The organism is Halalkalicoccus jeotgali B3 (assembly GCF_000196895.1).
GTDB lineage: Archaea > Halobacteriota > Halobacteria > Halobacteriales > Halalkalicoccaceae > Halalkalicoccus > Halalkalicoccus jeotgali.
The window spans coordinates 1,070,022-1,092,012 of record NC_014297.1 but is presented as its reverse complement, the minus strand read 5'-3'; the positions used below and the strand labels follow the sequence as shown (position 1 = coordinate 1,092,012).

20 protein-coding genes and 1 tRNA gene are annotated in these 21,991 nt (G+C 67.7%); 5 read left to right on the top strand and 16 right to left on the bottom strand.

The window, feature by feature from the left end:
• Positions 1 to 7 precede the first annotated feature (7 nt).
• The 4 genes from HACJB3_RS05610 to HACJB3_RS05595 are packed head-to-tail and all read right to left on the bottom strand — an operon-like array spanning position 8 to position 7,438.
• Entirely contained in the window at positions 8 to 1,312 is a 1,305-nt protein-coding gene (locus HACJB3_RS05610; RefSeq protein WP_008414731.1) for a lactate racemase domain-containing protein, read from the bottom strand.
• Entirely contained in the window at positions 1,309 to 2,331 is a 1,023-nt protein-coding gene (gene pdxA, locus HACJB3_RS05605) for a 4-hydroxythreonine-4-phosphate dehydrogenase PdxA (RefSeq protein ID WP_008414730.1), read from the bottom strand. Before pdxA ends, HACJB3_RS05610 begins: the two co-directional genes overlap by 4 nt.
• Entirely contained in the window at positions 2,324 to 3,571 is a 1,248-nt protein-coding gene (locus HACJB3_RS05600; protein WP_008414729.1) for a four-carbon acid sugar kinase family protein, read from the bottom strand. Before HACJB3_RS05600 ends, pdxA begins: the two co-directional genes overlap by 8 nt.
• Positions 3,572 to 3,619: 48 nt before the next feature.
• Positions 3,620 to 7,438: a glycoside hydrolase family 97 catalytic domain-containing protein gene (locus HACJB3_RS05595; protein WP_008414728.1), complete on the bottom strand. Its 3,819-nt coding sequence runs from the start codon at positions 7,436 to 7,438 to the stop codon at positions 3,620 to 3,622.
• A gap of 153 nt (positions 7,439 to 7,591) precedes the next feature.
• Here HACJB3_RS05595 and ilvD point away from each other — a divergent pair, with 153 nt between their 5' ends.
• A complete protein-coding gene (ilvD, locus tag HACJB3_RS05590) occupies positions 7,592 to 9,337 on the top strand; it encodes a dihydroxy-acid dehydratase (protein WP_008414727.1) in 1,746 nt (581 codons plus the stop codon).
• Between the two features lie 5 nt (positions 9,338 to 9,342).
• Here ilvD and HACJB3_RS20135 read toward each other — a convergent pair whose 3' ends face one another.
• Complete coding sequence (locus HACJB3_RS20135) at positions 9,343 to 9,504, bottom strand: hypothetical protein (protein ID WP_008414726.1); 162 nt, start codon at positions 9,502 to 9,504, stop codon at positions 9,343 to 9,345.
• A 149-nt stretch (positions 9,505 to 9,653) separates the two neighbouring features.
• Here HACJB3_RS20135 and HACJB3_RS05585 point away from each other — a divergent pair, with 149 nt between their 5' ends.
• Both HACJB3_RS05585 and HACJB3_RS05580 read left to right on the top strand, forming a co-directional pair.
• Positions 9,654 to 10,409 (top strand): response regulator, encoded by a 756-nt coding sequence (locus HACJB3_RS05585; RefSeq protein WP_008414725.1) that lies wholly within the window; start codon positions 9,654 to 9,656, stop codon positions 10,407 to 10,409.
• 129 nt (positions 10,410 to 10,538) lie between these two features.
• Entirely contained in the window at positions 10,539 to 12,626 is a 2,088-nt protein-coding gene (locus HACJB3_RS05580) for a cation:proton antiporter (RefSeq protein ID WP_202946618.1), read from the top strand.
• Position 12,627: 1 nt separating this feature from the next.
• Here the strand turns inward: HACJB3_RS05580 and HACJB3_RS05575 are convergent, their stop codons facing one another.
• Together HACJB3_RS05575 and HACJB3_RS05570 are read right to left on the bottom strand one after the other, a co-directional pair.
• Positions 12,628 to 12,921, bottom strand: coding sequence for a DUF7521 family protein (locus tag HACJB3_RS05575; RefSeq protein ID WP_008414724.1), 294 nt, complete (start codon positions 12,919 to 12,921; stop codon positions 12,628 to 12,630).
• Between the two features lies 1 nt (position 12,922).
• The gene (locus tag HACJB3_RS05570) at positions 12,923 to 13,300 is read right to left on the bottom strand and encodes a transcriptional regulator (protein ID WP_008414723.1); all 378 of its coding nucleotides are present in this window, start codon (positions 13,298 to 13,300) and stop codon (positions 12,923 to 12,925) included.
• 116 nt (positions 13,301 to 13,416) lie between these two features.
• Between HACJB3_RS05570 and gfo6 the strand changes: the two genes are divergently transcribed.
• Positions 13,417 to 14,481 (top strand): D-xylose 1-dehydrogenase Gfo6, encoded by a 1,065-nt coding sequence (gene gfo6 / locus HACJB3_RS05565; protein ID WP_008414722.1) that lies wholly within the window; start codon positions 13,417 to 13,419, stop codon positions 14,479 to 14,481.
• Here gfo6 and HACJB3_RS05560 read toward each other — a convergent pair.
• The 6 genes from HACJB3_RS05560 to HACJB3_RS05535 form a co-directional block, all read right to left on the bottom strand.
• Complete coding sequence (locus HACJB3_RS05560) at positions 14,476 to 15,351, bottom strand: succinylglutamate desuccinylase/aspartoacylase family protein (protein WP_008414721.1); 876 nt, start codon at positions 15,349 to 15,351, stop codon at positions 14,476 to 14,478. The genes gfo6 and HACJB3_RS05560 overlap by 6 nt on opposite strands.
• 48 nt (positions 15,352 to 15,399) lie before the next feature.
• Entirely contained in the window at positions 15,400 to 16,374 is a 975-nt protein-coding gene (locus HACJB3_RS05555) for a metal-dependent hydrolase (RefSeq protein WP_008414719.1), read from the bottom strand.
• Between the two features lie 56 nt (positions 16,375 to 16,430).
• Entirely contained in the window at positions 16,431 to 17,084 is a 654-nt protein-coding gene (locus HACJB3_RS05550; protein WP_013199415.1) for a hypothetical protein, read from the bottom strand.
• A complete protein-coding gene (locus HACJB3_RS05545; RefSeq protein WP_008414711.1) occupies positions 17,081 to 17,674 on the bottom strand; it encodes a hypothetical protein in 594 nt (197 codons plus the stop codon). The genes HACJB3_RS05550 and HACJB3_RS05545 overlap by 4 nt, the downstream gene beginning before the upstream one ends.
• Positions 17,675 to 17,772: 98 nt before the next feature.
• A tRNA-Pro gene (locus HACJB3_RS05540) sits at positions 17,773 to 17,843 on the bottom strand.
• Positions 17,844 to 17,866: 23 nt separating this feature from the next.
• Complete coding sequence (locus HACJB3_RS05535; RefSeq protein WP_008414709.1) at positions 17,867 to 18,598, bottom strand: helix-turn-helix domain-containing protein; 732 nt, start codon at positions 18,596 to 18,598, stop codon at positions 17,867 to 17,869.
• 126 nt (positions 18,599 to 18,724) lie between these two features.
• On the opposite strand from HACJB3_RS05535, the gene HACJB3_RS05530 reads away from it, so the two are divergent.
• Positions 18,725 to 19,567: an alpha/beta fold hydrolase gene (locus tag HACJB3_RS05530; protein WP_008414707.1), complete on the top strand. Its 843-nt coding sequence runs from the start codon at positions 18,725 to 18,727 to the stop codon at positions 19,565 to 19,567.
• On the opposite strand, the gene HACJB3_RS05525 is transcribed toward HACJB3_RS05530, so the two are convergent.
• Genes HACJB3_RS05525 through HACJB3_RS05515 form a run of 3 tightly spaced genes read right to left on the bottom strand, consistent with a single transcriptional unit; the run spans position 19,564 to position 21,982 of the window.
• Positions 19,564 to 20,433, bottom strand: coding sequence for an RNA-guided pseudouridylation complex pseudouridine synthase subunit Cbf5 (locus HACJB3_RS05525; RefSeq protein ID WP_008414705.1), 870 nt, complete (start codon positions 20,431 to 20,433; stop codon positions 19,564 to 19,566). The genes HACJB3_RS05530 and HACJB3_RS05525 overlap by 4 nt on opposite strands.
• On the bottom strand, positions 20,433 to 21,011 hold the full coding sequence (gene cmk, locus HACJB3_RS05520; RefSeq protein WP_008414703.1) for a (d)CMP kinase: 579 nt from the start codon (positions 21,009 to 21,011) through the stop codon (positions 20,433 to 20,435). The genes HACJB3_RS05525 and cmk overlap by 1 nt, the downstream gene beginning before the upstream one ends.
• Before the next feature lie 41 nt (positions 21,012 to 21,052).
• Positions 21,053 to 21,982 carry a DUF106 domain-containing protein gene (locus HACJB3_RS05515; protein WP_008414701.1) on the bottom strand — a complete coding sequence of 310 codons (930 nt, stop codon included), beginning with the start codon at positions 21,980 to 21,982 and terminating at the stop codon, positions 21,053 to 21,055.
• Positions 21,983 to 21,991 lie beyond the last annotated feature (9 nt).

Below are 21,991 nucleotides of genomic sequence, written 5' to 3'. Positions count from 1 at the left end.
GGTAACGTCACCCGAACGGCGCGAACGTTCCGTCCTCGTATCCGAGCGGTTCGAGCGAACCGACCGAGACGTCCTCGCGACCGTCCAACTCGCGGGCGACGGGTTCCGAGACCAGCAGTTCGTCGGGCTCCATCGTGTTCTCGATCCGGGCGACCCGCAGGTCGGCGGGGTCCGCCACCCCTGTCGTCGAGCACGCCAGCATGAGCGCAGTCAGATCATCGGGAACGGTAAAGGGGATGCGCGCCCGGGTGGGTTCCCCGCTGGTGACGATGTTGACGTACATATCGGAGAGTTCGAGGTCCGCGACGACGCCCTGGTGAACGAAGTCCGCGAGACCGAGCCCCAGCCCGTTGCCGTGGGAGGCGGGCGTGATCGACCGGGCGTAGATCCGGGTGATACTCGGAGACTCGGGTTCGGCCTCGCCGTGAAAGAGCACCCGCCCGATCACGTTGGTGTCCATGCCGGTCCCCGAGACCTCCTTGCCGATCTCGTCGAGTACGAGAAAGTCGAGGTCGGAAACGGGGAGGGTCGGGAGTTCCTCGCGCGCTCGGTCGAGCAGTTCGGGCTCCCGTTCGGTGATCCGATTCGCAGGAACACCCTCGATGTGGGTCGCCCTGTCGGCGGCGTCCTCTATCAGGCCGATCCCGCCCACGACGGGACTGTTCTCGATGATTAACTCGGCTCGCTCCCGGATGACCTCGCTGAAATCCGACGCTAACCCGGCGTTGTGCAGCGATTCGGCGCCGCGATGCTTGCCCAGCCCGATCACCGCGATCTTACACAGCCCGCTCTCGACCGGTCCATGAAAGTCGGTGTGGGGTTTGATCCGGTTCGCGAGGATCACCGCGTCCATGTCGAGGGCGTCCTCGGCGACGTAGACCGGCCGATCCAGACTATCGCGTCCGACTTCGGCGACCGCCATCGAGGTGTGGATCGCACACCCCAGACGGTCCTCGGAGATCCCGAGCGCGTCGAGCGTCTCGCGTTGCCCATCGCTGGTCGCCCCGCCATGCGAACCCATCGCGGCGATCACCGAGGGCTCGAACCCCCGCTCGCGCAGGTCGTCGACGGCCGCCGCTAACAGTGCGGGCATGTCGTGAATGCCGCGACTCCCGGCGGTGATCGCGACCTCCGCACCGGGATCGAGCGCGTCGAGCGGGAGGTCGGCGACGGCCTGCCGGGCGGCCGCATCGACGTCCTCGATCGAATCGAGGTCGCGCTCGCGGGTCGCGCGTGCGAAGCGGGGCAGGTCCTCGGGATCGACGTCGTTGGCTCCCCGAAGCGTCTCGGCGTCGGGAAATTCGAGGTTCACGCGCCCTCACCCGCCTCGGCGCGCGTCCGGTCTCGGGCCATCTTGCCTGCGACCGCTACGGCGTCGAGCAGGCTCCGCTCGCTGGCGATTCCCTCGCCCGCGATGTCGAAGGCGGTGCCGTGATCGACGCTCGTCCTGACGATCGGGAGGCCGATCGTGACGTTGACGCCCGAGACTGCGCCGCCCTCGGCGAAGCCGAGCATCTTGATCGGGATGTGACCCTGGTCGTGGTACATCGAAACGACACAGTCCGCGGCGCCACGGGCGGCCTGCACGTAGACCGTGTCGGGCGATTCGGGCCCGAACGCGTCGATCCCCTCCTCGCGGGCGCGCGAAACGGCCGGTTCGATTTCGTCGCCATCCTCCGCGCCGAGCAACCCGCCGTCGCTGGCGTGGGGGTTGAGCCCCGCGACCGCCACTGTCGGCTCCTCGACGCCCAACTCGCGAAGCGCCTCGTCGGTCACGCGGACGGTGTCGAGGACGACCTCCTCGCCAACGAGGTCGCAGGCCTCCCGAAGGGGGACGTGGGTGCTGACGTGGGTCACTCTGAGGTCGTCCTCGATCAGCATCATCGAGTAGTTCTCGGTGTCGGTGTAGTCGGCGAGCATCCCCGTATGGCCCGCATGTTCGCTGCCCGCGAGTTTCGTCGACTGCTTGTTGATCGGGGCGGTGGTCATCGCGTCGATCTCGCCCGCCTGCGCGAGTTCGATGGCCCGCTCGACGTACCCGAGGCTCGCTCGTCCGTAGTCCTCGCGGACCACGCCCCGCTCTAGATCGCCGACGTTGTCGAGATCGAGGACGGGGATCGCGTCCGGGCTGAAGGTCGCCTCGGTCGGCGAAGCGATCCGCTCGACACCCAGATCCGACCCACAGATCCCGCGGGCGCTCTCGACGACGTCGGCGTCGCCGATCACCAGCACGTCGGCCGCCGCTCGAAGCTCGCGATATCCCTTGACGACGATCTCCGGGCCGATCCCGGCGGGATCGCCCATCGTGATCCCGACCGTGGGCTTACTCATGGTCCTCACCGAGGGTCCGCAGGCAGTTAATTACCGTCACCTCGCCTCCGAACCCGCCGGCTTTGGTGACGACCGCCACACCGTCTGCGGGTCCGCCGTCGATCCGCCCGATCGGGATCCCGGCCTCGATGTCCGCCCCCGACAGCGAGAGCGCCCGCACTCCGAGCCGGTCGAAAGCGGCCATCGCGACGTCCCCGCCGGTGACGAACAGTCCCGCCGCCTCGGCGACGGCCGGGCGCGCCGCGCCCGCGAGCGCCGTCGCGACCCGCGTACGGATCGCCTTGCCAGTCAGTCCCCGTTCGCGACCGAGTTCGAGGGTTCGCCCGACCGTTTCGCGATCCGGCGCGGCCGTCACGACGGCGTGCTCGCCGGTTGCGAGGCGTGCCGTGGCCCGCCGACCCGCCTCTCGGCCCGCGCGCTCGGGATCGGAAAGCAGGGCCTCGGGATCGATCGCGAGCACCCATTCGGCCGGGAGCGCAGCGATCTGTGCGAGGCTCGTCTCGCTGACGCTGCCGACGATCCCGAGTGCCCCCCCGTCGCCGGTCGCGGTGGGACGCGGGGTGCCGGGATCGACCGGGAGGGCGACGTGCTCGGCGAGACCCGAACTGCCGACGTAGAGCACCGAGCGGTCGAGTTCCCGACCCGCCCGCCCCAGCGCCGCGAGGTGCCGGTCGTGGGTCGCGTCGCAGGTGACCACCGCACCGGTCCGGACGGCGGCGAGCGTCTCCCGGACGGGTTCGGGACCGCTTGCGACGACCTCGATCCCGATGCGTTCGACCGGTCGAGTCGCCCCCTCGAACAGCGCCGCCGGGCGGGCGCTGGGAGGCGGGTTGGGATCGTCCGCGTACTCGGTCTCCGAGAGCAGGCGGCCGTCGACGAGGTGGGCGCCGCAGGCGGTCAGTCGCCCGACGGCGGGGGCGGCGGGCGCGACGAGCGCGAGGTCGAACCCCCCGGCTTCGATGGCGGCGTCGACCTCGCGTTCGACGTTCCCCCGCAGCGTCGAGTCGACTTTCTTGTAGACGAGTCGGGCGTCGCTCCCGGCGATCGCCCGGCGCACCCGCCCGGCGGCGGTTTCGGGGTCGACATAGCGCGAGTCGGTGTTCACCGCGAGGACGGTCGACTCGGGGGCCGTTCGGTTCGGATCGACCTGCACCGCCGTCTCGTAGCCCCGCGTCGCGAACGCGTGGGCAGTGTCGGTCGCGCCGGTGAGGTCGTCGGCGACGACCAGCGCGCGTGGCATAGGGGCGATTCGCTCCCCCGTGTAAAAATCGGTTCTATCGCGGTGACCCTACAGCGACGTGAACGGGATCGTCGCGAGCGAGTCGGCGTCGTATTCGAGGGCCGCCTCCTGGGCGACGCCGTCGGGGGTCAGGAGGTCGACGACCCGCGGTGCGTTTCCGACCGCGCCCTCACGTGCGCCACCGAAGACGAACGACTCGGGATCGACCGCAACCGGCCGGAGCGCCCCGTTGTCCTCGCTGCCGACGAGCGGGGCGAGTTCCGCGTCGGTCGGGTCCAGACCGCCGAGTACGTCCTTCCCGACCGAGACGATCACGGTATCGCTCTCGAAATCGACGACGAGGTCGGGCGTTCCCAGGCCCGTACCCTCGCTGTCGACGACCGCGCGCCCGAACCCGCTGGCGTCGATCCGGTAGTGCCAGGGCGCCTCGAACTCGGCGGTGAGTCCGAGGTCGTCGAGCCCGGTCGTCCGGCCGTCCGAGCGCGAGGGATCGCGCAGGTACAACAGGAAGTAATGCGGCGAGAACGCCCCGTCGAAGGTGTCATAGAGGTTCTCGACGGTGAAGGCGAAGCGATACTGCGCGTCCGTCTCGTAGAGGGCAAACGATCGCAGGTCGAACGCGCCGTCCTCGAAGGCCCCGTCGGTCGGATAGACGTACCCGCCGGGGCCGTAATCGTCGCCGCCGGGATCGGAGAGTTCGACGACGAGTTCGCCGGGCTCGACGCTGACGGTCCCCGAGGCGAGTTCATCGCCGCTCTCGGGGTCGCGAACGACCACGTCGTAGGTTCCGATGGAACTGATCCGATAGCCCAGTTCGACAGTGTCCTCCGATGCGCCCGGCGGGAGCCGGACGTTGTCGACGGCAACGACCTCGCCGTCGACTTCGATCTCGACGGTCGTTCCGCCGACGAAATCGCCGTCGTTCGACCCGGTCGCCGTGACGAGCGGCTCGCCCAGCCCCGCCTCGGAGTCGATCGAGTAGGTGAGCGTCTGTTCGGGACGCTCGTAGCTCGGACGCTCGCTTCGTTCCCGACCCTTTGCCGGGCGGAGGCGAATCGCGGTCCCGCCGCTGGGAGCCATCGAGACCAACAGGGTCGTACTCGGGTCGACGATCGCCTCGTCGATCCGCACGTCGGTCGGATCGCTATCCACGCCGGCACCGACCCCGTCGGAGTAGATCTCGGCGACGTACTTCGGGCCGCGTGGAGCCCGTCCACGCCCCGACCCGCCCGATTCGCCGGGTGCGAGGAAGTCGAGGGGCACGTCGAGTGCCCGTCCGCCCCCGTCGGTCATCGAGCCGACGTACCACTCCTCGCCCGACCGTCGGGCGGTGACGACGTACTCGCCGATGGCCGAATCCACCACACGGGTCTCGTCCCAGTCCACCGGTACGTCCTCGATGAAGGCGAACTCGGGTTTCGCGTCGAAGTTCTCGCTCTCGGGCGTATACCCCTCGTATTCCGCGGGGATCGGCGAGGGATCGCCAGACTCGGTCACCGCGACCGTGTTCAGGTTGAACCCGCCGACGTCGCCCTCGAAGGACTCGCCGTTCTCGTAGTGCAGCTCGATGGCGACCTCGTTGTCGCCCGCGTCCAGTTCGACGGCGGTCGTGAACACCTCCCACTGGTCCCAGTACTCGGTGAACTCGGGGGCGATCGTCTCGGTCGAACCGTTGACCCGCAGTGTCGCCCGTGGCCCGCCGGCCTCGATCACGCGCCCGGCGTTGTCCTCGGGCGCGCTCGCGTACCGGAGGTGCAGGTCGTACGTGCCCGCCGAGGGGACGTCCCGTACCGTAACGGAAACCGACGAGCCGCTGGGGACGCGGTTGGGATCGACCGCGACGAAGTTCGTCCCGAAGGCGTTTCGCCACGCGTCGTCGGTGATCATCCCGTCGAGGTCGCCGGAGGCCGCCTGAAGGGCCTCGCCGAGTGCGAACTCCTCGTTGACGTAGGCTTCCATCCGGTCGGCGACCATCTGCAGACCACTCAGGTAGGTGGGGTACATCGCGAGCTGCTTGGCTCGCGTCGTCTGGATCCGCCCGCCTCGGTCGTCGTTGAAGGTGAGATCGAAGATGCCGGGCTGGTAGCTCGTCGGCCCGGCGAGCATCCGGGTAAACGGCAGCGTGACGTGGTGTTCGCGCCCGACGTTCGACCCCAGCTGGCCGAACCCGTCGTACTCTTGGGCCTTGACGACCTCGCGGTTGGCGACGTTGGGGTAGGTGCGGATCTCGCCGGTGGGTTTGATCCCCTCGTGGATCTCGAGCATCTGGCGGTGTTTCGCCGCCGCCCGCATGACCAGTCGGTGGTGGTTGACCGCGAGTTGGTTGTGCTGGTTGTGGGTCGGCTGGGGGTTCTCGTCCTCGTCGGTGATGATGAGTCCCGGGTCCGAGACGTAGCCGTTCTTGATCGTGTGGATCCCCACCTCCTCGTACTGTTCGAAGATGTCGTCCTCGGCGATCTGGGCCTCGTACTGGGGGAGGTTGCCCGCCGTCTCGTTGTGGATGGTCATCTCGACGGGGTCATCGAGGGCCGCCCCGAACCCGGTGACCTCCCGCACGTCGAAGTCGGGATAGGAGTCGTCGACGCCGAACTCGAGTCCCGAGCCGTCGCCGGGATACGTATCCCAGCCCTCGTTCCAGCCCTCGACGAGCACGCTGTCGAGACCGTTCTCGCTCGCGAAGCTCATGTAGCGTTTCATCCGTTCGGTTCGAGCGCCGTGGACGTATCCGGCCGCCTCCTCCGGGCTCTCGAAGCTCCCGTCGGGGCGGTACTCCCAGTTTGCCGACCCCGCGATCATCGTCCACCAGATGCCGGCATACTTTCGGGGGATGATCCAGTCGGTGTCGGCTTCCCCGCCGACAGTCGGAAACGCCGGTTCGTCGAGAGGATCCGCAAGCAGCGGTATCAGCTCCGATTCGACGAGATCGCCGGGCGTCGACCCGATCTGGATCGTCCGCCACGGCGTGGCGTTCGGCAGTTCGAGCGAGGCCCGCGTCCCGTCCGGAAGCGGCGTGAGTTCGGTACCGAACTCGGTTCCGCCCTCTTGTGAGCGGGGCGCGAGCGTCGCCGCGGCGTAATCCTCGAGGTTCGACTCGTGGACGCTCAGGTAGACGTCCCCGGCGTCGACCGTCAGCGGCGTGTGCGCGCCGTTCCGTATCGGGGTATCGGTCGGGCGGGTCTCGCGGGTGCCGCCGGGGATCTCACTCAGCGCCGACTCGGTGTACTCCTGTTCGAATCGCGGGTTCGTGACCTCGTTTTCGATCCACCACGCGGTGTAGTCACCCGCGAAGTCGAAGCCGGTGTTCTCGGTGGTGATGACCGCTCGCTCGGAGTTACTCGCGAAGCTTTCGTCGAGGATCACACGAAAGCCCACCCCGTCGTCGAACACCCGGACCTCCAGGTTGGCCGATCGACCCGGATCGTCTCGTTCCTCCAGGCCGACGACGAGCGACTCGTACTCGGCCGAGACACGTTCGTAGGAGCCCCAGACGGGGTCCCACCCCTCGGTGGCCGACTCGCGTTCGCTTCCCGTGGCCCCGAGTGCAGCCCCGCCCTCGCCCTCGCTCGCGCCGAAGGATGGCTGGTTCCGGAAGTCAAAGCCCACCGTGGAGGGCTCGATGTAGGTCGTTCCGTTGCAGGCCACCTCGTAGGTCGGAACGCCGTCCGAGAGGTCGATTGTCACCGCGATCGACCCGTCGGGCGAGGAGACGCGCTGGACGGCGTCGTCCTCGTCGTTCGTGACCCGGGCGGCCACCGCCGCGGGCACGTCCCGGCTGTACGCCGCCGCGGCGACGAGCGCCCCGACGCCCCCGAGGAACCCTCGCCGACTCGACTCCGTCACCGCACGCTGAGATCGCTTCTCACTCATCTTCGAGTGAGTGTTAACCCGTACTATTAATAAAATTAGTCTCAGATGATATCTAGAATAGGTATGAAATCCGCACCCATCCGAGGGAGCCAGTCGTCCGACGCAGGTGAGTCTATCGGCAGTTATTAATTCCTCCGAACCGCCCGAATGGATATGAGTAACACGCCACAACAGGAGCGACGGGGCGAGAAACGAGAGGACCTGCCGAGTCGCGAGGTGACCGAGGGACCCGAACGCGCACCCCACCGCGCGATGTTCCGCGCAATGGGCTACGACGATCGGGACCTGGCCTCGCCGATGGTCGGGATCGCCAATCCCGCCGCCGACATCACCCCGTGTAACGTCCACCTCGACGACGTGGCCGACGCCGCCATCGAGGGCGTCGACGACGCCGAGGGGATGCCCATCGAGTTCGGGACGATCACCATCTCGGACGCGATCTCGATGGGGACTGAAGGAATGAAGGCCTCGCTCATCAGCCGGGAGATGATCGCCGATTCGGTTGAGCTCGTCGCCTTCGGCGAGCGCATGGACGCGCTGGTGACGGTCGCGGGCTGTGATAAGAACCTGCCGGGGATGATGATGGCCGCGATCCGCACGGACCTCCCCTCCGTGTTCCTCTATGGGGGCTCGATCATGCCCGGCGAGCACGACGGACGGGAGATCACAGTGCAGAACGTCTTCGAAGGCGTCGGCGCGGTCAGCTCCGGCGAAATGAGCGAGGAGGAATTAGTGGAAATGGAACACGAGGCCTGTCCCGGCGCGGGCTCGTGTGGCGGGATGTTCACCGCGAACACGATGGCCTCGATCTCGGAGGCGATCGGGCTCGCGCCGCTCGGCAGCGCGGGCGCGCCAGCCGAGACCGACGAACGCTACGAGATCGCCCGTCGGGCCGGCGAACTCGCCCTCGAATGCGTCGAGGCCGAGCGCACCCCCTCCGAGGTCCTCTCGAAGCTCTCCTTCGAGAACGCCATCGCCGTGCAGGTCGCGATGGGCGGCTCGACCAACGCCGTGCTCCACCTGCTTGCGATGGCCGCGGAGGCGGGCATCGACCTCGATATCGAGGAGTTCGACGAGATCTCGCGGCGGACGCCGAAGATTGCGAACCTCCAGCCCGGCGGTACCCGCGTGATGAAGGACCTCTGGGAGCAGGGCGGCGTCCCGGTCGTGATGCGCCGACTGCTTGCGGCGGGCTACGTCCACGGCGACGCGATGACCGTCACCGGGCGAACAATAGAGGAGGAACTCGCCCATCTGGAGGACGCAAACGAGATTCCCGAGGACGGCGAGGTCGACGCCGACTTCATCTACACTACCGACGACCCCTATCAGGACGAGGGCGCGATCAAGATCCTGACCGGGAACCTCGCACCCGACGGCGCGGTGCTGAAGGTGACCGGCGACGACGCATTCCACCACGAAGGGCCCGCGAGAGTGTTCGAGAACGAGGAAGCGGCGATGAAGTACGTCCAAGAGGGTCACCTCGAAAGCGGCGACGTGCTCGTCATCAGGAATGAAGGACCGCGCGGCGGGCCCGGGATGCGCGAGATGCTCGGCGTCACCGCCGCGGTCGTCGGCCAGGGTCACGAGGACGACGTGGCGCTTTTGACTGATGGTCGGTTCTCGGGTGCCACTCGGGGCCCGATGATCGGTCACGTCGCCCCCGAGGCCGCAGACGGCGGCCCGATCGGGCTCGTCGAGGAGGGCGATACGGTTACCGTGGACATCCCCGAGCGGACCCTCTCGGTCGACGTCAGCGACGGCGAGCTAGCAGAGCGCCGCGAGACGTGGGAACGCGCCGAGCCCCAGTATACGACGGGCGTGCTCGCGAAATACGGCGCGACCTTCGGCTCGGCGGCCAACGGCGCGGTGAGCAATCCCGGCGCGAAACAGGAATAGAAGAGTCAGCGGTTCACGACGAGGAGCCCGACCAGCGCGACCGCGACGACCGGGATCCCGATCCCCGAGAGGCCGGTGCCGTAGGCGAAGTCCGCGACCGTGTGAACGACGCCGACGAACGCGAGCGCGAGGAAAACGAGGCTGGCGACGAGCGACCGTTTGTTCATACCGACCCCGAGGACCGAACCGCCATCAAGCCGTCGCCCGTCGCGGGGGCGACGTGACCGCGCGTGCGATCCGTTTCGCTCCGAGCGGGGACGGACCCGGCCGTTTATCGTATCAATAATATTGTATGTTTCGGACCCTTTTGAGGGATATGGAATCCGAGGGAAGCGACGGAGTGACGATCCTTCACGTCGACGACGATCCGGCGTTGGGAGGGCTCGTAAAGACGTTCCTCGAACGCGAGGCGAGCGGGTTGGAGTGTCGCGTGCTGAGCGAGACGTCCCCGGTCGACGCGCTCGAGCGACTCGACGACGGCGAGGGCATCGACTGTGTGATCAGCGACTACCGGATGCCCGGGATGAACGGGATCGAGTTCCTCGAGACCGTCCGCGAGGACCATCCGGAGCTTCCGGTGTTGTTGTTCTCGGGCGAGGAGACCAACGCCGTCGCCGCCGAGATCATCCACGCGGGGCTGACCGATTACCTCCGGAAAGGGATGGGAACCGACCAGTACACCATGCTGATCCGTCGGGTCGGTCACGCGGTCGACTCGGACGGGCGATTCGACCCGGCGGCCGAAACCGAACTCGACGGCGTCGGTGTCGTCGGCAGCGACGAGTTCTTCGAGCGGGCCGACGAGACCTACGCCTCGTGTTACGGCTACGCCCCCGATGACGTCGCGGGCAAACACTGGACGGAACTCCACCCCGAGTGGGAGGTCGAGCACATCCGCACGCACGTGTTGCCGGTCGTCCGGGAGCAGGGGACTTGGAGCGGTCGAAGCGAGGGGCTGCGCTCCGACGGCAGTACGTTCGTCGAGTCGAAACTGGTGAGTGCACTCGACGACGGCCGGCTCATGATCGCCGTCTCGGAGTTGGACGAGAGCCACGTCGAGAACGCCGCCTGAATTCGGTCGTGGGGGCGGGTGTCGCGACCGCGGCGACGACCGGTCCCCGGGATTCCGACCGGGACTCGTAGATTTATGTCGGTTGGCGAACTCGTGAGACGGTAGCGTGAATCGCATCGACGGACCGCGATGGGGCGAGTGGGTGTTCCGAGGGCGAACCCCACCGAACCGATGACAGCGATGCTCGCGACGGACCTGCCCGTCGCGGATCCCGTCCTGATATTCGCGCTCGCGGTTCTCGTGTTTCTCGTTGCGCCGCTCGCCTTCCAGCGCTATCGCCTGCCCGGAATCGTCGGGGTCATCGTCGTGGGGGCGGCGATCGGCCCGAACGCGCTCGGACTCCTCGCACGCGACACGACGATCGTCCTGCTGGGGGAGGTGGGATTGCTCTATCTCATGTTCGTCGCCGGTCTGGAGATCGACGTCGGCGAGTTCACCGAGAGCGTCGATCGGAGTGTCGTCTTCGGCCTGCTGTCGTTCGTGATCCCGCAGGCGGTCGGAACCGTCGCCGGCGTTCTCGTTCTCGGGCTCACGATACCGGCAGCGTCGCTGTTCGCCTCGATCTTCGCCTCCCACACCCTGCTCGCGTACCCGGTCGCCAATCGGCTGGGGATCGTCGGCGACGAGGCGATGACCGTGACCATCGGCGGGACGATCGTCACCGACACGCTCGCGTTGCTCGTGCTGGCGGTGGTCGCGGCCTCGACGCAGGGAGTCCTCGACGGACTCTTCTGGACGCGACTCGGGATCGGCCTCGTCCTCTTTTTCCTCGGCGTCTGGACGCTCGTCCCGCACGTGGGCAGGTGGTTCTTCCGCACCCACACCGACGAGAGCTACTTCGAGTTCCTCTTCGTGCTGGCGGTGGTGTTCGTCTGTGCGTTCCTCGCGGAGCTCGCGGGCGTCGAGCCGATCGTCGGAGCCTTCCTCGCGGGGTTGGCTCTGAACCGGCTGATCCCCGAGTCGGGCACGCTGATGAACCGCATCGAGTTCGTGGGCAACGCGCTCTTTATCCCCTTTTTCCTGCTGTCGATCGGGATGCTCGTCGACGTCCGCGCGATCGCCGCGGGCCCGCGGACGCTGCTCATCACGGTCGTTCTCGTCGCCAGCGTCCTCGCCACGAAGTTCGCGGCGGCGTGGGTCACCGGCCGGCTCTACGGCTACAGCCCCGAACAAGTCAGCGGGATGTTCGGGCTCTCGCTGGGACAGGCCGCCGCCGCGCTCGCGATCGTCCTCGTGGGCTTCGAACTCGGCATCGACGGCTTCGACGGGGACATGGTCAACGCCGTCGTGTTGATGATCCTCGCGGCGAGCCTCATCAGCCCCGCCGTCGTCGAACGCGCCGGAAAGCGGATCCTGCTCGAAACCCCGCACGAGGACGAAGTCGCGAGCCCACAGCGGATCTTACTCCCCTTCTCGGCCGAGTCCGAACACTGGGAGGCGCTGTGTGATCTGGCGCTCGTGATCCGCAACCCGCGCTCGGACGAACCGCTCCGGGCGCTGACGGTCGTCGAACCCGGCGAGGACGCCCGCTCGCGCGTGGCGCGGGCCGAAGCGACGCTCGCGCGGACCGTCGCCTACGTCGCTGGAGCGGAGGTCCCCGTCGATACGGGGACGCGGCTCAACTACAACGTCGCCTCCGGCGTCGTCAACGCGGGCATCGAGAACCGGATCACGACGGTCGTCATCGGCTGGGACGGCGCGCGCTCGCGCCGCCAGCAAGCTCACGGGAACGTGATCGATCAGGTCCTCGAACGGACCACCCAGCTCGTGGTCGTCTCCCGTATCCGCGAACCGCTCACCACGGCCAGCCGGGTCGTCCTCGTGCTCCCGCCAGGAATCGATCACAACGCCGGCTTCGCCGAGGCGATCCACACCGTCAAACTCCTCGCGAGCCGGACGGGCCTCGGGATCCGAGCGGTCGTCGTCGGGGACGACGTCCCACGATGTCGACGGGCCGTCGAGGGCGTCGCACCGACGGTCGAGACCGATTCCGACGCCGTGAGGGACTGGAAGGCGCTTCTCGCGTTGATTCGAGACGAGGTCTCGCGGAGGGATCTGGTCGTCCTGCTGAGCGCCCGGCGCGGGACCCGCGGGTGGCATCCGGAACTCGAAACCCTCCCCAAGAGCGTCTCGACGCTCCACGGCGGGGATTTCCTCGTCGTCTACCCGGCCAGCGCAGAGCGCGCCGACGACCGGCAGTTCCTCCGGCTCCGCTGAGTCACTCCCCGAGCAAGGAGGCGGCGATCAGCGAGAACCCCGCCAACACGAACAGTCCCTCGATGAGTACCCCGAGCCCGATCCACACCCCGAGGATCTCGAAGGCAAGCCCGGCGAGTGCGCTCCCGAGCGTCACGAGCGCGAACCCGCCTGTAAGGAGGCCAAGCGACCGGTTTCGAGTGCGCCGAAAGGCCCGATAGGCGAAAAAGGTGATCGCCCCACCCAAAACCACCATCAGCGTCTTGACGACGATCAGTGCGATCGTTACCCACTCGGGTGCGGTTTCGTGGACCATCTCAGACCTCCCGTCGAACGTCCGACCACAGCGCCGCGAGTCGTTCGTCGGCCGTCCGCGTCGGCCGGGAGATCGTCAGATCGAGCCGGCGGTCCTCGGTGATCGAGACCGTGACCGAGTCGAAATCGAGACGATAGCGCGCGGTGTGGCGGCCGTCGGCTCGGATCTCCGTTAGTTCCTCCAGTAGCGTCGCCTCGGTCATCGTATCCAGTTTCCGGTAGGTCGTCGAGAGGGGGATCTCACAGGCCTCCGAGATATCGCTTGCGGTCATCGCGCCGTCGAGGGTCCGGACGATCGCCCGGCAGTCGTCGTCACAGAGCGCGTCGAGGACGCGTTGGGGGTCCGGTTCGTCCCCCTCGGCGAGCGGGTCCCGGGCCATCCGACCGGACGTTCAGAACCGAGCCACATAACTGATGCGCCCCGCCGGTGCTTTCGGAAGGCCGGGGACCGGTGTCAGGGGACGATATAAGCGATCGGGCGACCAAGCCCGGTCGTATGTCACTGGAGGAGTTCCTCGGCGGGTTCACCGAGCGCGACTGGCAACACCGCGAGGAAGGAACGGTTCGTCTCGCGATGGTCGGGATGGGGTGGTGGACGCGCGAGGAAGCCATCCCCGCGATCGAGGGCAGCGACTTCTGTGAGACGACCGTGGCGGTGAGCGGTTCGATCTCGGACCCGCGTGAGGTCGAGGGAACCGACCTCGAATACGCCATCGACTACGAGGCCTTCGCCGACGGCGAGGCAAGCGGGGCCTACGACGCCGTGTACGTTGCCACGCCCAACGCGCTGCACTTAGAGCACGTTCGGTCCGCCGCGAAACTCGGCAAGGACGTCATCTGTGAGAAACCCATGGAGGTCTCCGCGGAGCGTGCAAGGGAGCTGACGGCGGTCTGCGAGCGAGCGGGCGTCACCCTGATGATCGCCTACCGCGTCCAGACCGACCCCGCAACCCGTCGCGCCCGGGACCTGCTCCGTGAGGGCGTCATTGGCGAGCCCGTCAGCGTCCACGGCGGGATGACAGACGACATGCTCTCGTTCGTCGACGGCCCCGACCACTGGCGCCTCGATCCCGACCTCTCGGGGGGAACGACGATGAACGACATCGGGATCTACCCGCTGAACACGACCCGCTTCCTGCTGGATCGGGATCCGATCTCCGCCTCCGGGCGAACCTGGTCGGAGAGTCCGGAGTTCGAGGGCGTCGACGAGCACGCGAGCTTCGAGTTCGGGTTCGAGGACGGGATCGTCCTCACGGGGTCGGTCAGCCACAGCGCCTGCGAGGAGAGCCACCTGCGGGTGGTCGGAACGGAGGGGCAACTGCTGCTCGACCGTCCCTTCTTCCCCGGCCGATCCCGCGAGCTCCTCGTCGAGCGCGAGGGAACACGCTCGACGGTAACGTTCGACCAGCGCGACCAGATGCGCGAGGAGTTCGATTACTTCGCCCACTGCCTGCTGACCGACACCGAGCCGGCGCCCGATGGCGAACACGGCGTCCTCGACATCCGGGCGATCGAGGCCGTCTACGAAGCCGCCGAGACCGGAAAGCGCGTCGAGCTATAGGGACTGAAGCGACTCGCCATCGAGCGGGCTCACGACGTCGAGGCCGTTTTCCGCGAGCAGCCGGGTCGCGATCCGGTCGTGGAGAAACGCCTGCTGGTCGCGGTCGAAGCCCCTGTAGGTGACCTCGGTGATCCAGCCCTCGATTCCGAGGTCCGCGCCCGCCTTCATCACCGCCATCAGGTGGCTCTCGTCGTTCTGGTCGATGTTCTCCTCCTCGACGCGCGCCGCCCGGAAGGCGTACTCGGGGTTCTCCTCGAGGAACTCGGCGATGACCTCCTCGTTTACGTACTGGGCCGTTGCCTCGGCGTCGACGCTCGTCCCCTCTGCAGGCGAGGGGAAGATCGTCTGGCCGACCGCGCCCTCGTCGACGCCGAGGATGCCCCGCGAAGTGTGCATGTCGATCAGACAGTCCGGTTCGTAGGCCTCGATCTCGGCCCAGAGCCCGCGTGCGATCTCCGTCGTGGGCTCCTCGCCGATGGGAAACTGGCGGTTCAGGTCGCCGTCGGGTCCGGTGCGTCCCTCCTTCTCGACGGCGGGCGCGTTCGTCTCGGGGATGACGATCAGTCGACCACCGGAAAGCTCGTATTCGGTGGCGACGTGGGCGGCCTCGACCCCGCCGACCTCGTTGCCGTGAACCCCCCCGAGGACCATCCCCGTGGGGCCCTCGCCCGCGGTGAGGACGTGGACGGTCGTCTCGTAGTCGGTTCCCTCCATCATTAGGGACGTCTCTCGTTCGGTTTCCGTGGGTTCGCCGTCGTCCGTCGGGGGAGTGTCGTCGCGGCCGCCGATACAGCCGGAGAGCGCGGCAGCGGCAGTTCCACCGACGGTTGCGAGGACGGTTCGACGCGAGGGGCGGGCGGGAGGTGTCATCCGTCGCGCAGTAGGTCCCGACGGAAAATAAACGCCGTGAGACGGCACTCAGAGCAGCGCGTAGCCGACCGCAAAGGACAGCCCCGCGAGCGTGATCGCGGCCAGCCCGGTGAGCAGCGGCGTCGCAACCCCGTCCGGGCGCCACTGTGCGATCCGGGTCGCGGGATAGATCCGCCGGGCCAGCGGCGCGGGGCCGACGACGCCGATCGCGAGGACCCCGAAGACGAACCGGTAGGCCGAGTCGACGGTCGGTGCGGGCACCGCCAGCGCACCACCCACGTAGGCGACGCCCAGCGCCGCCCGCCAGTGGACGTGGCCCCGGAGCGAGCGCTCGGTCAGCCGACAGTAGACGAGTGCGGCCAGCCAGATCGTCGCCAGTTCGAGGCCGAACGCACCCAGCAGGTGAAGCGTCGGATCCGGGCTCAAGAGGACGCGTTCGGTGACGAGCGGGGCTTCGAGCGGGTAGAGAAACAGCGGCGGCTCGCCGGTCAGGAGGTCCCCGAACGGGTGGCTCACCAGTCCGACCAGCGCCGCCGCCCCGACCACGCCGGGTCCGAGACCGCCGAACCGAACGGCTGCCGCCGTGAGCGCGAGCCCCGCGAGGACGAACGCCCCCATCACCGCGAGTCCGAGCGGGCCGCTCGCGGCCCCGGCGACCGCGAGCAGGGCAAACAGGATCGCGAGTCCCGAGAGCGGACCCGCCGCCCGCACGAGGGGACGCTCGCCCGGTCGCAGCGAGGCGAGGCCGGCCGCACAGAGCGAGAACCCGACGGCGCTTGCGACGCCGACGAGAAGCGAGTGAGTGGCGGCGCGGTGGACGAGCGTGCTCGCGCTCCAGAACCCCTCAACGCCGCCCGTTTCGCCGACCAGTCCCGACAGCGCGTACAGCATATCGACGTCCGGGACGGTCGCGAAGGCCCCTGCGAGAACGCCGATCGAAAGCGCCCGCTCGGGACGGCGTCCGGCCAGTCGCGCGCCCCCGGCACCGAGGGCGAACGCCAGCATCGCGTGGCCGACGAACATAGACTCCCGAACGCACCTGACGGATATAAGTCGTTCGTGGCTCGCTCTCGCGTGGCTCACCCGCTTTCGAGGCGGGTCGTGATCGAGCCGACGAGCTCGTTCAGGTGCGACGTCCCCCAGAGGGCGACGATGATCGCCCCGACGGTGTCGAACACCAGATCCAGCATCGTGTCCTCGAGGCCGTACTGCGTGAGGACCGTGCCGAGGCCGAGCGACGGGGAGATCGTTGCGATGGCGAACTCAAGGACCTCCCAGAAGACGCCGAACGCGAGGACGAACAGGAGGATGAACACGAACATGAACCGCGAGGGGAGGTGAATGTCGTCGCTGTGGATCTCGAGGGCGCGCGCGGTGGCGTAGCCGGCGGCGGCGACGACCGAGGACGACAGCCCGTGAGTCAGGTGATCCCACCACCAGATCGACTTATACGGGCTGAGCGGGCTTCCGGGCAGCCCTACGGTCCCGAACGCGTGTAGGAATACGGCGGCGGTGATCCAGAGGGTCAACCCCGCGTCCATCGCGATGCCGTACTCGCGTTCGAGCAGCGGGGGGAGCTGGGTCACGGCGAGCGCCACGCCGGTGTTAACGACGATGCCGGTCTCGCCCCGTTCGAGCCCGATGAAGAACATCCCGACGAGGGCGACCTCCATCAACCACACGAGATACCGCTGTGTCCGCGAAGAGATTCCGACGCGATCGCGGAGGTTCACGGCGTTTCACCGGCCAGCGGCCGTTCGAGCGCCCGGGAGTACCGCCGGAAGTACAACTCGAAGACGATCCCGGCAACGATCCCGGCGGCCGTCGAGGCGACGAACTCCCACATGAGCGCCTCCTCGCTGCCCAGAAAACCGGTCGCCAGATAGAGGTCGGCGATCCAGCGGACCACGGCCCACGCGCCCGCCGTCGCCATCGTCGCGATGACGACGAACGCGACCGCGAACCCGGAGGTCATCCTGACGGGGGTGAACGCGTTGAGCTCGACCGCGACCAACAGCGCGATCGCCGCCACCGAGAGGTAGGTCGCGAACTCCCCGACGCCGCCCGGCCCGAACGTTCGCACGACCAGCGGTCCGGAGGCGAGCGCGAGCACCTCCCACGGCGGGGTCACCCGCCCGCTCCGAAACGCGACGGCCGGAAGCACCGCGAGGACGCAGACGAACGCCGCGAACCCGGCCCAGAGGAGATCCCCCACCAAGAGACTGCTCGCGGCGACGGCGAGGACGAACCCGGCGAGTAGCCACGCCGCGATCGCGTTTCGTGACTCGGTTTCGATAAACGAGTCGATCACTGTCGAACCCATTCGCTACTCGTTTGAGACACTACCGAGCCTCGACGTATATGCCTCGTGTTTCCGGGCGAGCGCAGCGCTCGTGACTGTTCCGTTTCCAGCCGGAAGAGTGGGACCGCTGAGAGTCGAACTCAGGTCCTACGGACCCCATCCGCAGAGGATACCACTACCCCACGGTCCCGTGTCTCGGACAACGCCCGTCGGTCAATTAAGGGTATCGTTTTCCCGATCGTGATCGTCGAGTTCGGCCGCCGTATCGACGACCCGCCCGAGGAGTTTCCGTTCGGCCCGGCGCAGGTTGTTCGAGACCGCCGTATCCGAGATCCCGAACCGAGTCCCGAGCGATGAGAGAGTCTCCTCCCGCGGGGTCTCGAAGTAGCCCCGGTCGACCGCGACCGAGAGCGTCTCACGTTCGGTCACGGAGAGCGATCGACAGGCCGAGAGCAGGTCCGCGGCGGGCCCGGCGTTTCGCAGCACGTCGAACAGGTCCTCGGGGGAAACTGCCGCCCGCTCGGTGACCGAAAACTCGTTTTCGCGTTCCAGATCCGAGAGCGTCTCGTCGGCGACGTCCTCGTCGTCGAAGCCCACTTCCCAGCACTCGCGGCCGTCCTCGATGTGAAACGGGCCGGTGATGTAGCCGCCGTTGTCGCGGATCGTTTGCATGGCGTTGGTCTGGTCGATTACCGTCCGGACGAGACCCGTATCGCCATGTTTCATGAACGTATCGCACTCGTGGAGCCGGTCGTGCTCCCGGAGCGCCGCCAGCGCGCGTTCGAGTTCGACATGGGAGTCGGCCTCGACGATCATGCGCGTCTCGAGGCGCTCGCTCGCGGTGTCAAAATGCCAGTGGACCGCCGAGAACGCGACCCCGTGATCGTCCGTCGTGTCGATAAAGGGGCAGTCGTACTGCTCCATGTCCATCGCGAGGTCGATCATGGGTGTGTCTCCGCACCGGAGTACATAACGATTGTTCCTCTGCCGACGCCGAACCTGCAAGCCGGGTCTCCGAACCGGGACCGAGCGCGCCGAAAGGAACTACCCGCCGGCGGCAAAACGGGGAGCATGAGCGCGATCGACGAACGATACGTCAACGCCGGCGACTACCGGCTCCGATATCTGCAGGCCGGCACGGAGGGGCCGCCGGTGGTCCTGTTGCACGGCGGGCTGATCGACGCCGCCCACCTCTCGTGGGGCGAGGTCATCACCCCGCTCGCGGAGCGTTTTCGCGTGGTCGTTCCCGATCTCCTGGGATACGGCGACAGCGACCGACCCGACCTCGCATACAGCACCGAGCGCCACGTCGCGGTCATCGAGTCGTTCATCGACGCGATCGGGATCGACAGCGCGAGTTTCGTGGGCCTGTCGGTCGGCGGAAGCGTCGCGCTCGGCCTCGCGCTTCGTTCGCCCGAGCGGGTCGATCGGCTCGTGCCCGTCGCGAGCTACGGTCTCGGACGGGAGTTGCCCAACGGCCGGCTCACCTACGCACTCTCGCGGCTCCCGGCACTGAACCGCCTCTCCATGGCGGCCTTGCGTCGGAGTCGGCGCCTGACGAGGGCGAGTCTCGGGGGGATCGTGACCGATCCCGAGTCCCTTCCCCCGGAACTCGTCGAGACGGTCTACGAACTCGTCCAGCACCCCGACGCCGGACGCGCCTACCGGAGTTGGCGCCGCCACGAGGTGAGTTCAAGCGGGTTTCGCACCGATTACCGGTCCCGGTTGGGGGAGATCGACGCCCCGACGCTGTTCGTCCACGGGCGCGAGGACGAGGTGTTCCCGCCGCGCTGGTCGGTTCGGGCCGCCGATCTGATGGGTGTCGAGTGCTGGGTCGTCCCCGACGCCGGCCACTGGGTTCCCCGCGAGCGCCCCGAGGAGTTCGCCGAACGGGTGATCGCCTTCCTCGACTAGACCAACACGCGTTCGAGCGCAACCACCCGCCCCGTCTCGGCGGCGGGATCGCCCACGAGCCGGCCGAGACAGACCGCCGAGCCCTCGGGGGTATAACAGGCAACGAGCGGCTCGTCGTCGGGGTCGCCCTCGGCGTCGATCACGCCCGGGGCGTAGACCTGCGCGCCGTGGGCAATCTCGTGGGCCGCACTCGGCGCGACCGTCACCCGAGGCAGGTGGGCGAGCGCCCGCTCACCGGGTTCGAGGAGGTCCCGCAAGGGGGCCTCGTCGCCCTCCTCGGCGAACGCGATCGCGTCGGCCAGGTCGTACAGCGAACACAGCGAGGCGTCGTCGAACGGGGTAGTCGCGGTCCGCCGGAGGTGACCCATGTGCGCGCCCGTTCCGAGCGCGAGGCCGAGGTCGTGACAGAGCTTCCTGACGTAGGTTCCGCTCTCACAGCGGATCTTCAAAAGCGCCTTTCGCTCCTGGACTTCGAGGAGGTCGAGTTCGTAGATGGTCCGGACGCGGAGTCGCCGGGAGACCGCGCTCTTCCGCGGTGGTTTCTGGTAGAGGTCGCCCTCGAACTCCCCGATCACGGCCTCGATATCGGCGGGAGCCGGCCCGTGGAGTTCGAGCACCGCAACGTACTCCTTCTCGCCCTCCAGAAACGCGGGGGCCAGCCGCGTCGCCGTGCCCGTCAGGACCGGCAGACAGCCCGTGACCTTCGGGTCGAGGGTGCCGGCGTGGGCGGCTTTCTCGACGCCTACCAGGTCCCGGACCCACGCCGACACCTGGTGGGCAGAGGGCCCGGGGGGCTTATCGAGGTTGACGACGCCGAACTCGACGAGCGATCCGAGGTCACGCTCCTCTGGCGGGGCACGAACCATCAGAACTCGTAGCGCACGCCCGCTACCGGGAAGGCCCCCTCGTCGCCGGTCGGGTCGTAGCGTTCGGCGGCGGTAACCAGCAGGTCGGTCGTCTCCGCGGGCCCCCAACGGGCGGTGTTGACCGCCAGATCGTAGATCGAGAGGTCCGAGATGTCGATTCCGTAGTACTCCTCGTAGCGACGGGCCTCGCTTTCGGCCCGCGTCAACGTCTCGGATTTGGCCTGCTTGACCGACTTGTCCTCTCGCTCTGCGATCCGCTCGGCCCGCACCTCGACCGGCGCGTTAAGCCACAGCCGGAGGTCGGCGTGTTCGGCGGCCATCCAGCCCGCGAGTCGGGATTCGAGCACGAGGTCCTCGCGCTCGGCGGCCAGTTCCCGGAGCCGTCGATCGAGGTCCCGGTCGATCGCGTCGTCCTCCTCTGCGAGCGTGTTGAACTCCGAGAGCGAGAGCCCCCGTTCGGCGGCGAGTTCGCGAAAGACGTCCCCACCGCTTACGTGCTCGTAGTCGAGCGCCTCCGAGAGCCCGGCGGCGGCGGTGCTCTTGCCGCTGCCCGGCGGTCCCGAAACCGTGAGTAACATATCCACTCTCGCCCGGAGAGGCTAAAAGAAGTTTCTATCCGCTAGCCCGTCGGCGTCGTGCTGACGTTGAGCGATTTGCGCAGGATCTGGGTGAACGCCATCGAGCAGACGAAGTACCAGACGATCCACGCCTGCATCGGGCCGACGATGCCGCTGGTCCACCCCACCTGGCCGGCAAGCGGCATCACGATCCCGCCGACCTCTTGGAGGTGTGCCTCGGCTCCCCGTGCACCGATCATCCAGTACATCCACAGGAACACTGGGATGGTAAGCAGCATGATCCAGACCATCGGGCGGAACTGCTCTTTGAGCATGCCCATCTGCTCGCCCATCGCCTCCATCTGCTCCTGTTGGATGCGCTCCATGGCCTCGTCGTCGCCGCGCTCCTTTGCGCGCTCGCGTTTGTCCTGAATGGCCTTCATCTTGCCCTGATACTCGCTCATCTTCGAGGTGTCCATCAGGTTCGACTGCAACAGCGAGGAGTACAGCCCCGTCACCAGCGCGAGGACGAGGATGACGGCATAAAAGGGCAACGCGGCGTTGAGTGGGCCAAGAACCACGTTCATCGTCCCTCCGATGGCGTCCCGGGCGGGGCCCCACGCATAGCCGAGGAAGGTCAGGGCGACCCCGCCGGCGGCCATTTTGTCCCACTTCGACCAGCTGGACTCCTCGTCGTCGTCCGCGCTCGTCGAGTTCGTGGTAGTCGCGTTTGCGGTAGTCGTTCCCGTCCCGGCCGCGTCGACGACCGAGGCGACCTCCTCGCGGTCACTGACCTCGAACCCTTCGAGACCGTCGACGAGGATCCCCTTTTCGATCAATCGGCCCCACTGTCCGCTGGTGATGTCCTCGCGGACGTCCGCCCACTCGACCTCCCCGTCGCCCTCGGACTCGCGCAACACGACCGCTATCGCGCGTTCCATCTCGGGGTTTTGTTCGATGAGTGTCTGTACTTTCTCCGCGGTTCGTCCCATTACCCCGCC

Bases quoted from the DNA above. Each gene is read 5' to 3' on its own strand.
- pdxA (WP_008414730.1), bottom strand. From the start codon at position 2,331: ATGAGTAAGCCCACGGTCGGGATCACGATGGGCGATCCCGCCGGGATC.
- HACJB3_RS05600 (WP_008414729.1), bottom strand. From the start codon at position 3,571: ATGCCACGCGCGCTGGTCGTCGCCGACGACCTCACCGGCGCGACCGAC.
- HACJB3_RS05595 (WP_008414728.1), bottom strand. From the start codon at position 7,438: ATGAGTGAGAAGCGATCTCAGCGTGCGGTGACGGAGTCGAGTCGGCGA.
- ilvD (WP_008414727.1), top strand. From the start codon at position 7,592: ATGAGTAACACGCCACAACAGGAGCGACGGGGCGAGAAACGAGAGGAC.
- HACJB3_RS20135 (WP_008414726.1), bottom strand. From the start codon at position 9,504: ATGAACAAACGGTCGCTCGTCGCCAGCCTCGTTTTCCTCGCGCTCGCG.
- HACJB3_RS05585 (WP_008414725.1), top strand. From the start codon at position 9,654: ATGGAATCCGAGGGAAGCGACGGAGTGACGATCCTTCACGTCGACGAC.
- HACJB3_RS05580 (WP_202946618.1), top strand. From the start codon at position 10,539: ATGGGGCGAGTGGGTGTTCCGAGGGCGAACCCCACCGAACCGATGACA.
- HACJB3_RS05575 (WP_008414724.1), bottom strand. From the start codon at position 12,921: ATGGTCCACGAAACCGCACCCGAGTGGGTAACGATCGCACTGATCGTC.
- HACJB3_RS05570 (WP_008414723.1), bottom strand. From the start codon at position 13,300: ATGGCCCGGGACCCGCTCGCCGAGGGGGACGAACCGGACCCCCAACGC.
- gfo6 (WP_008414722.1), top strand. From the start codon at position 13,417: ATGTCACTGGAGGAGTTCCTCGGCGGGTTCACCGAGCGCGACTGGCAA.
- HACJB3_RS05560 (WP_008414721.1), bottom strand. From the start codon at position 15,351: ATGACACCTCCCGCCCGCCCCTCGCGTCGAACCGTCCTCGCAACCGTC.
- HACJB3_RS05555 (WP_008414719.1), bottom strand. From the start codon at position 16,374: ATGTTCGTCGGCCACGCGATGCTGGCGTTCGCCCTCGGTGCCGGGGGC.
- HACJB3_RS05545 (WP_008414711.1), bottom strand. From the start codon at position 17,674: ATGGGTTCGACAGTGATCGACTCGTTTATCGAAACCGAGTCACGAAAC.
- HACJB3_RS05535 (WP_008414709.1), bottom strand. From the start codon at position 18,598: ATGATCGACCTCGCGATGGACATGGAGCAGTACGACTGCCCCTTTATC.
- HACJB3_RS05530 (WP_008414707.1), top strand. From the start codon at position 18,725: ATGAGCGCGATCGACGAACGATACGTCAACGCCGGCGACTACCGGCTC.
- HACJB3_RS05525 (WP_008414705.1), bottom strand. From the start codon at position 20,433: ATGGTTCGTGCCCCGCCAGAGGAGCGTGACCTCGGATCGCTCGTCGAG.
- cmk (WP_008414703.1), bottom strand. From the start codon at position 21,011: ATGTTACTCACGGTTTCGGGACCGCCGGGCAGCGGCAAGAGCACCGCC.
- HACJB3_RS05515 (WP_008414701.1), bottom strand. From the start codon at position 21,982: ATGGGACGAACCGCGGAGAAAGTACAGACACTCATCGAACAAAACCCC.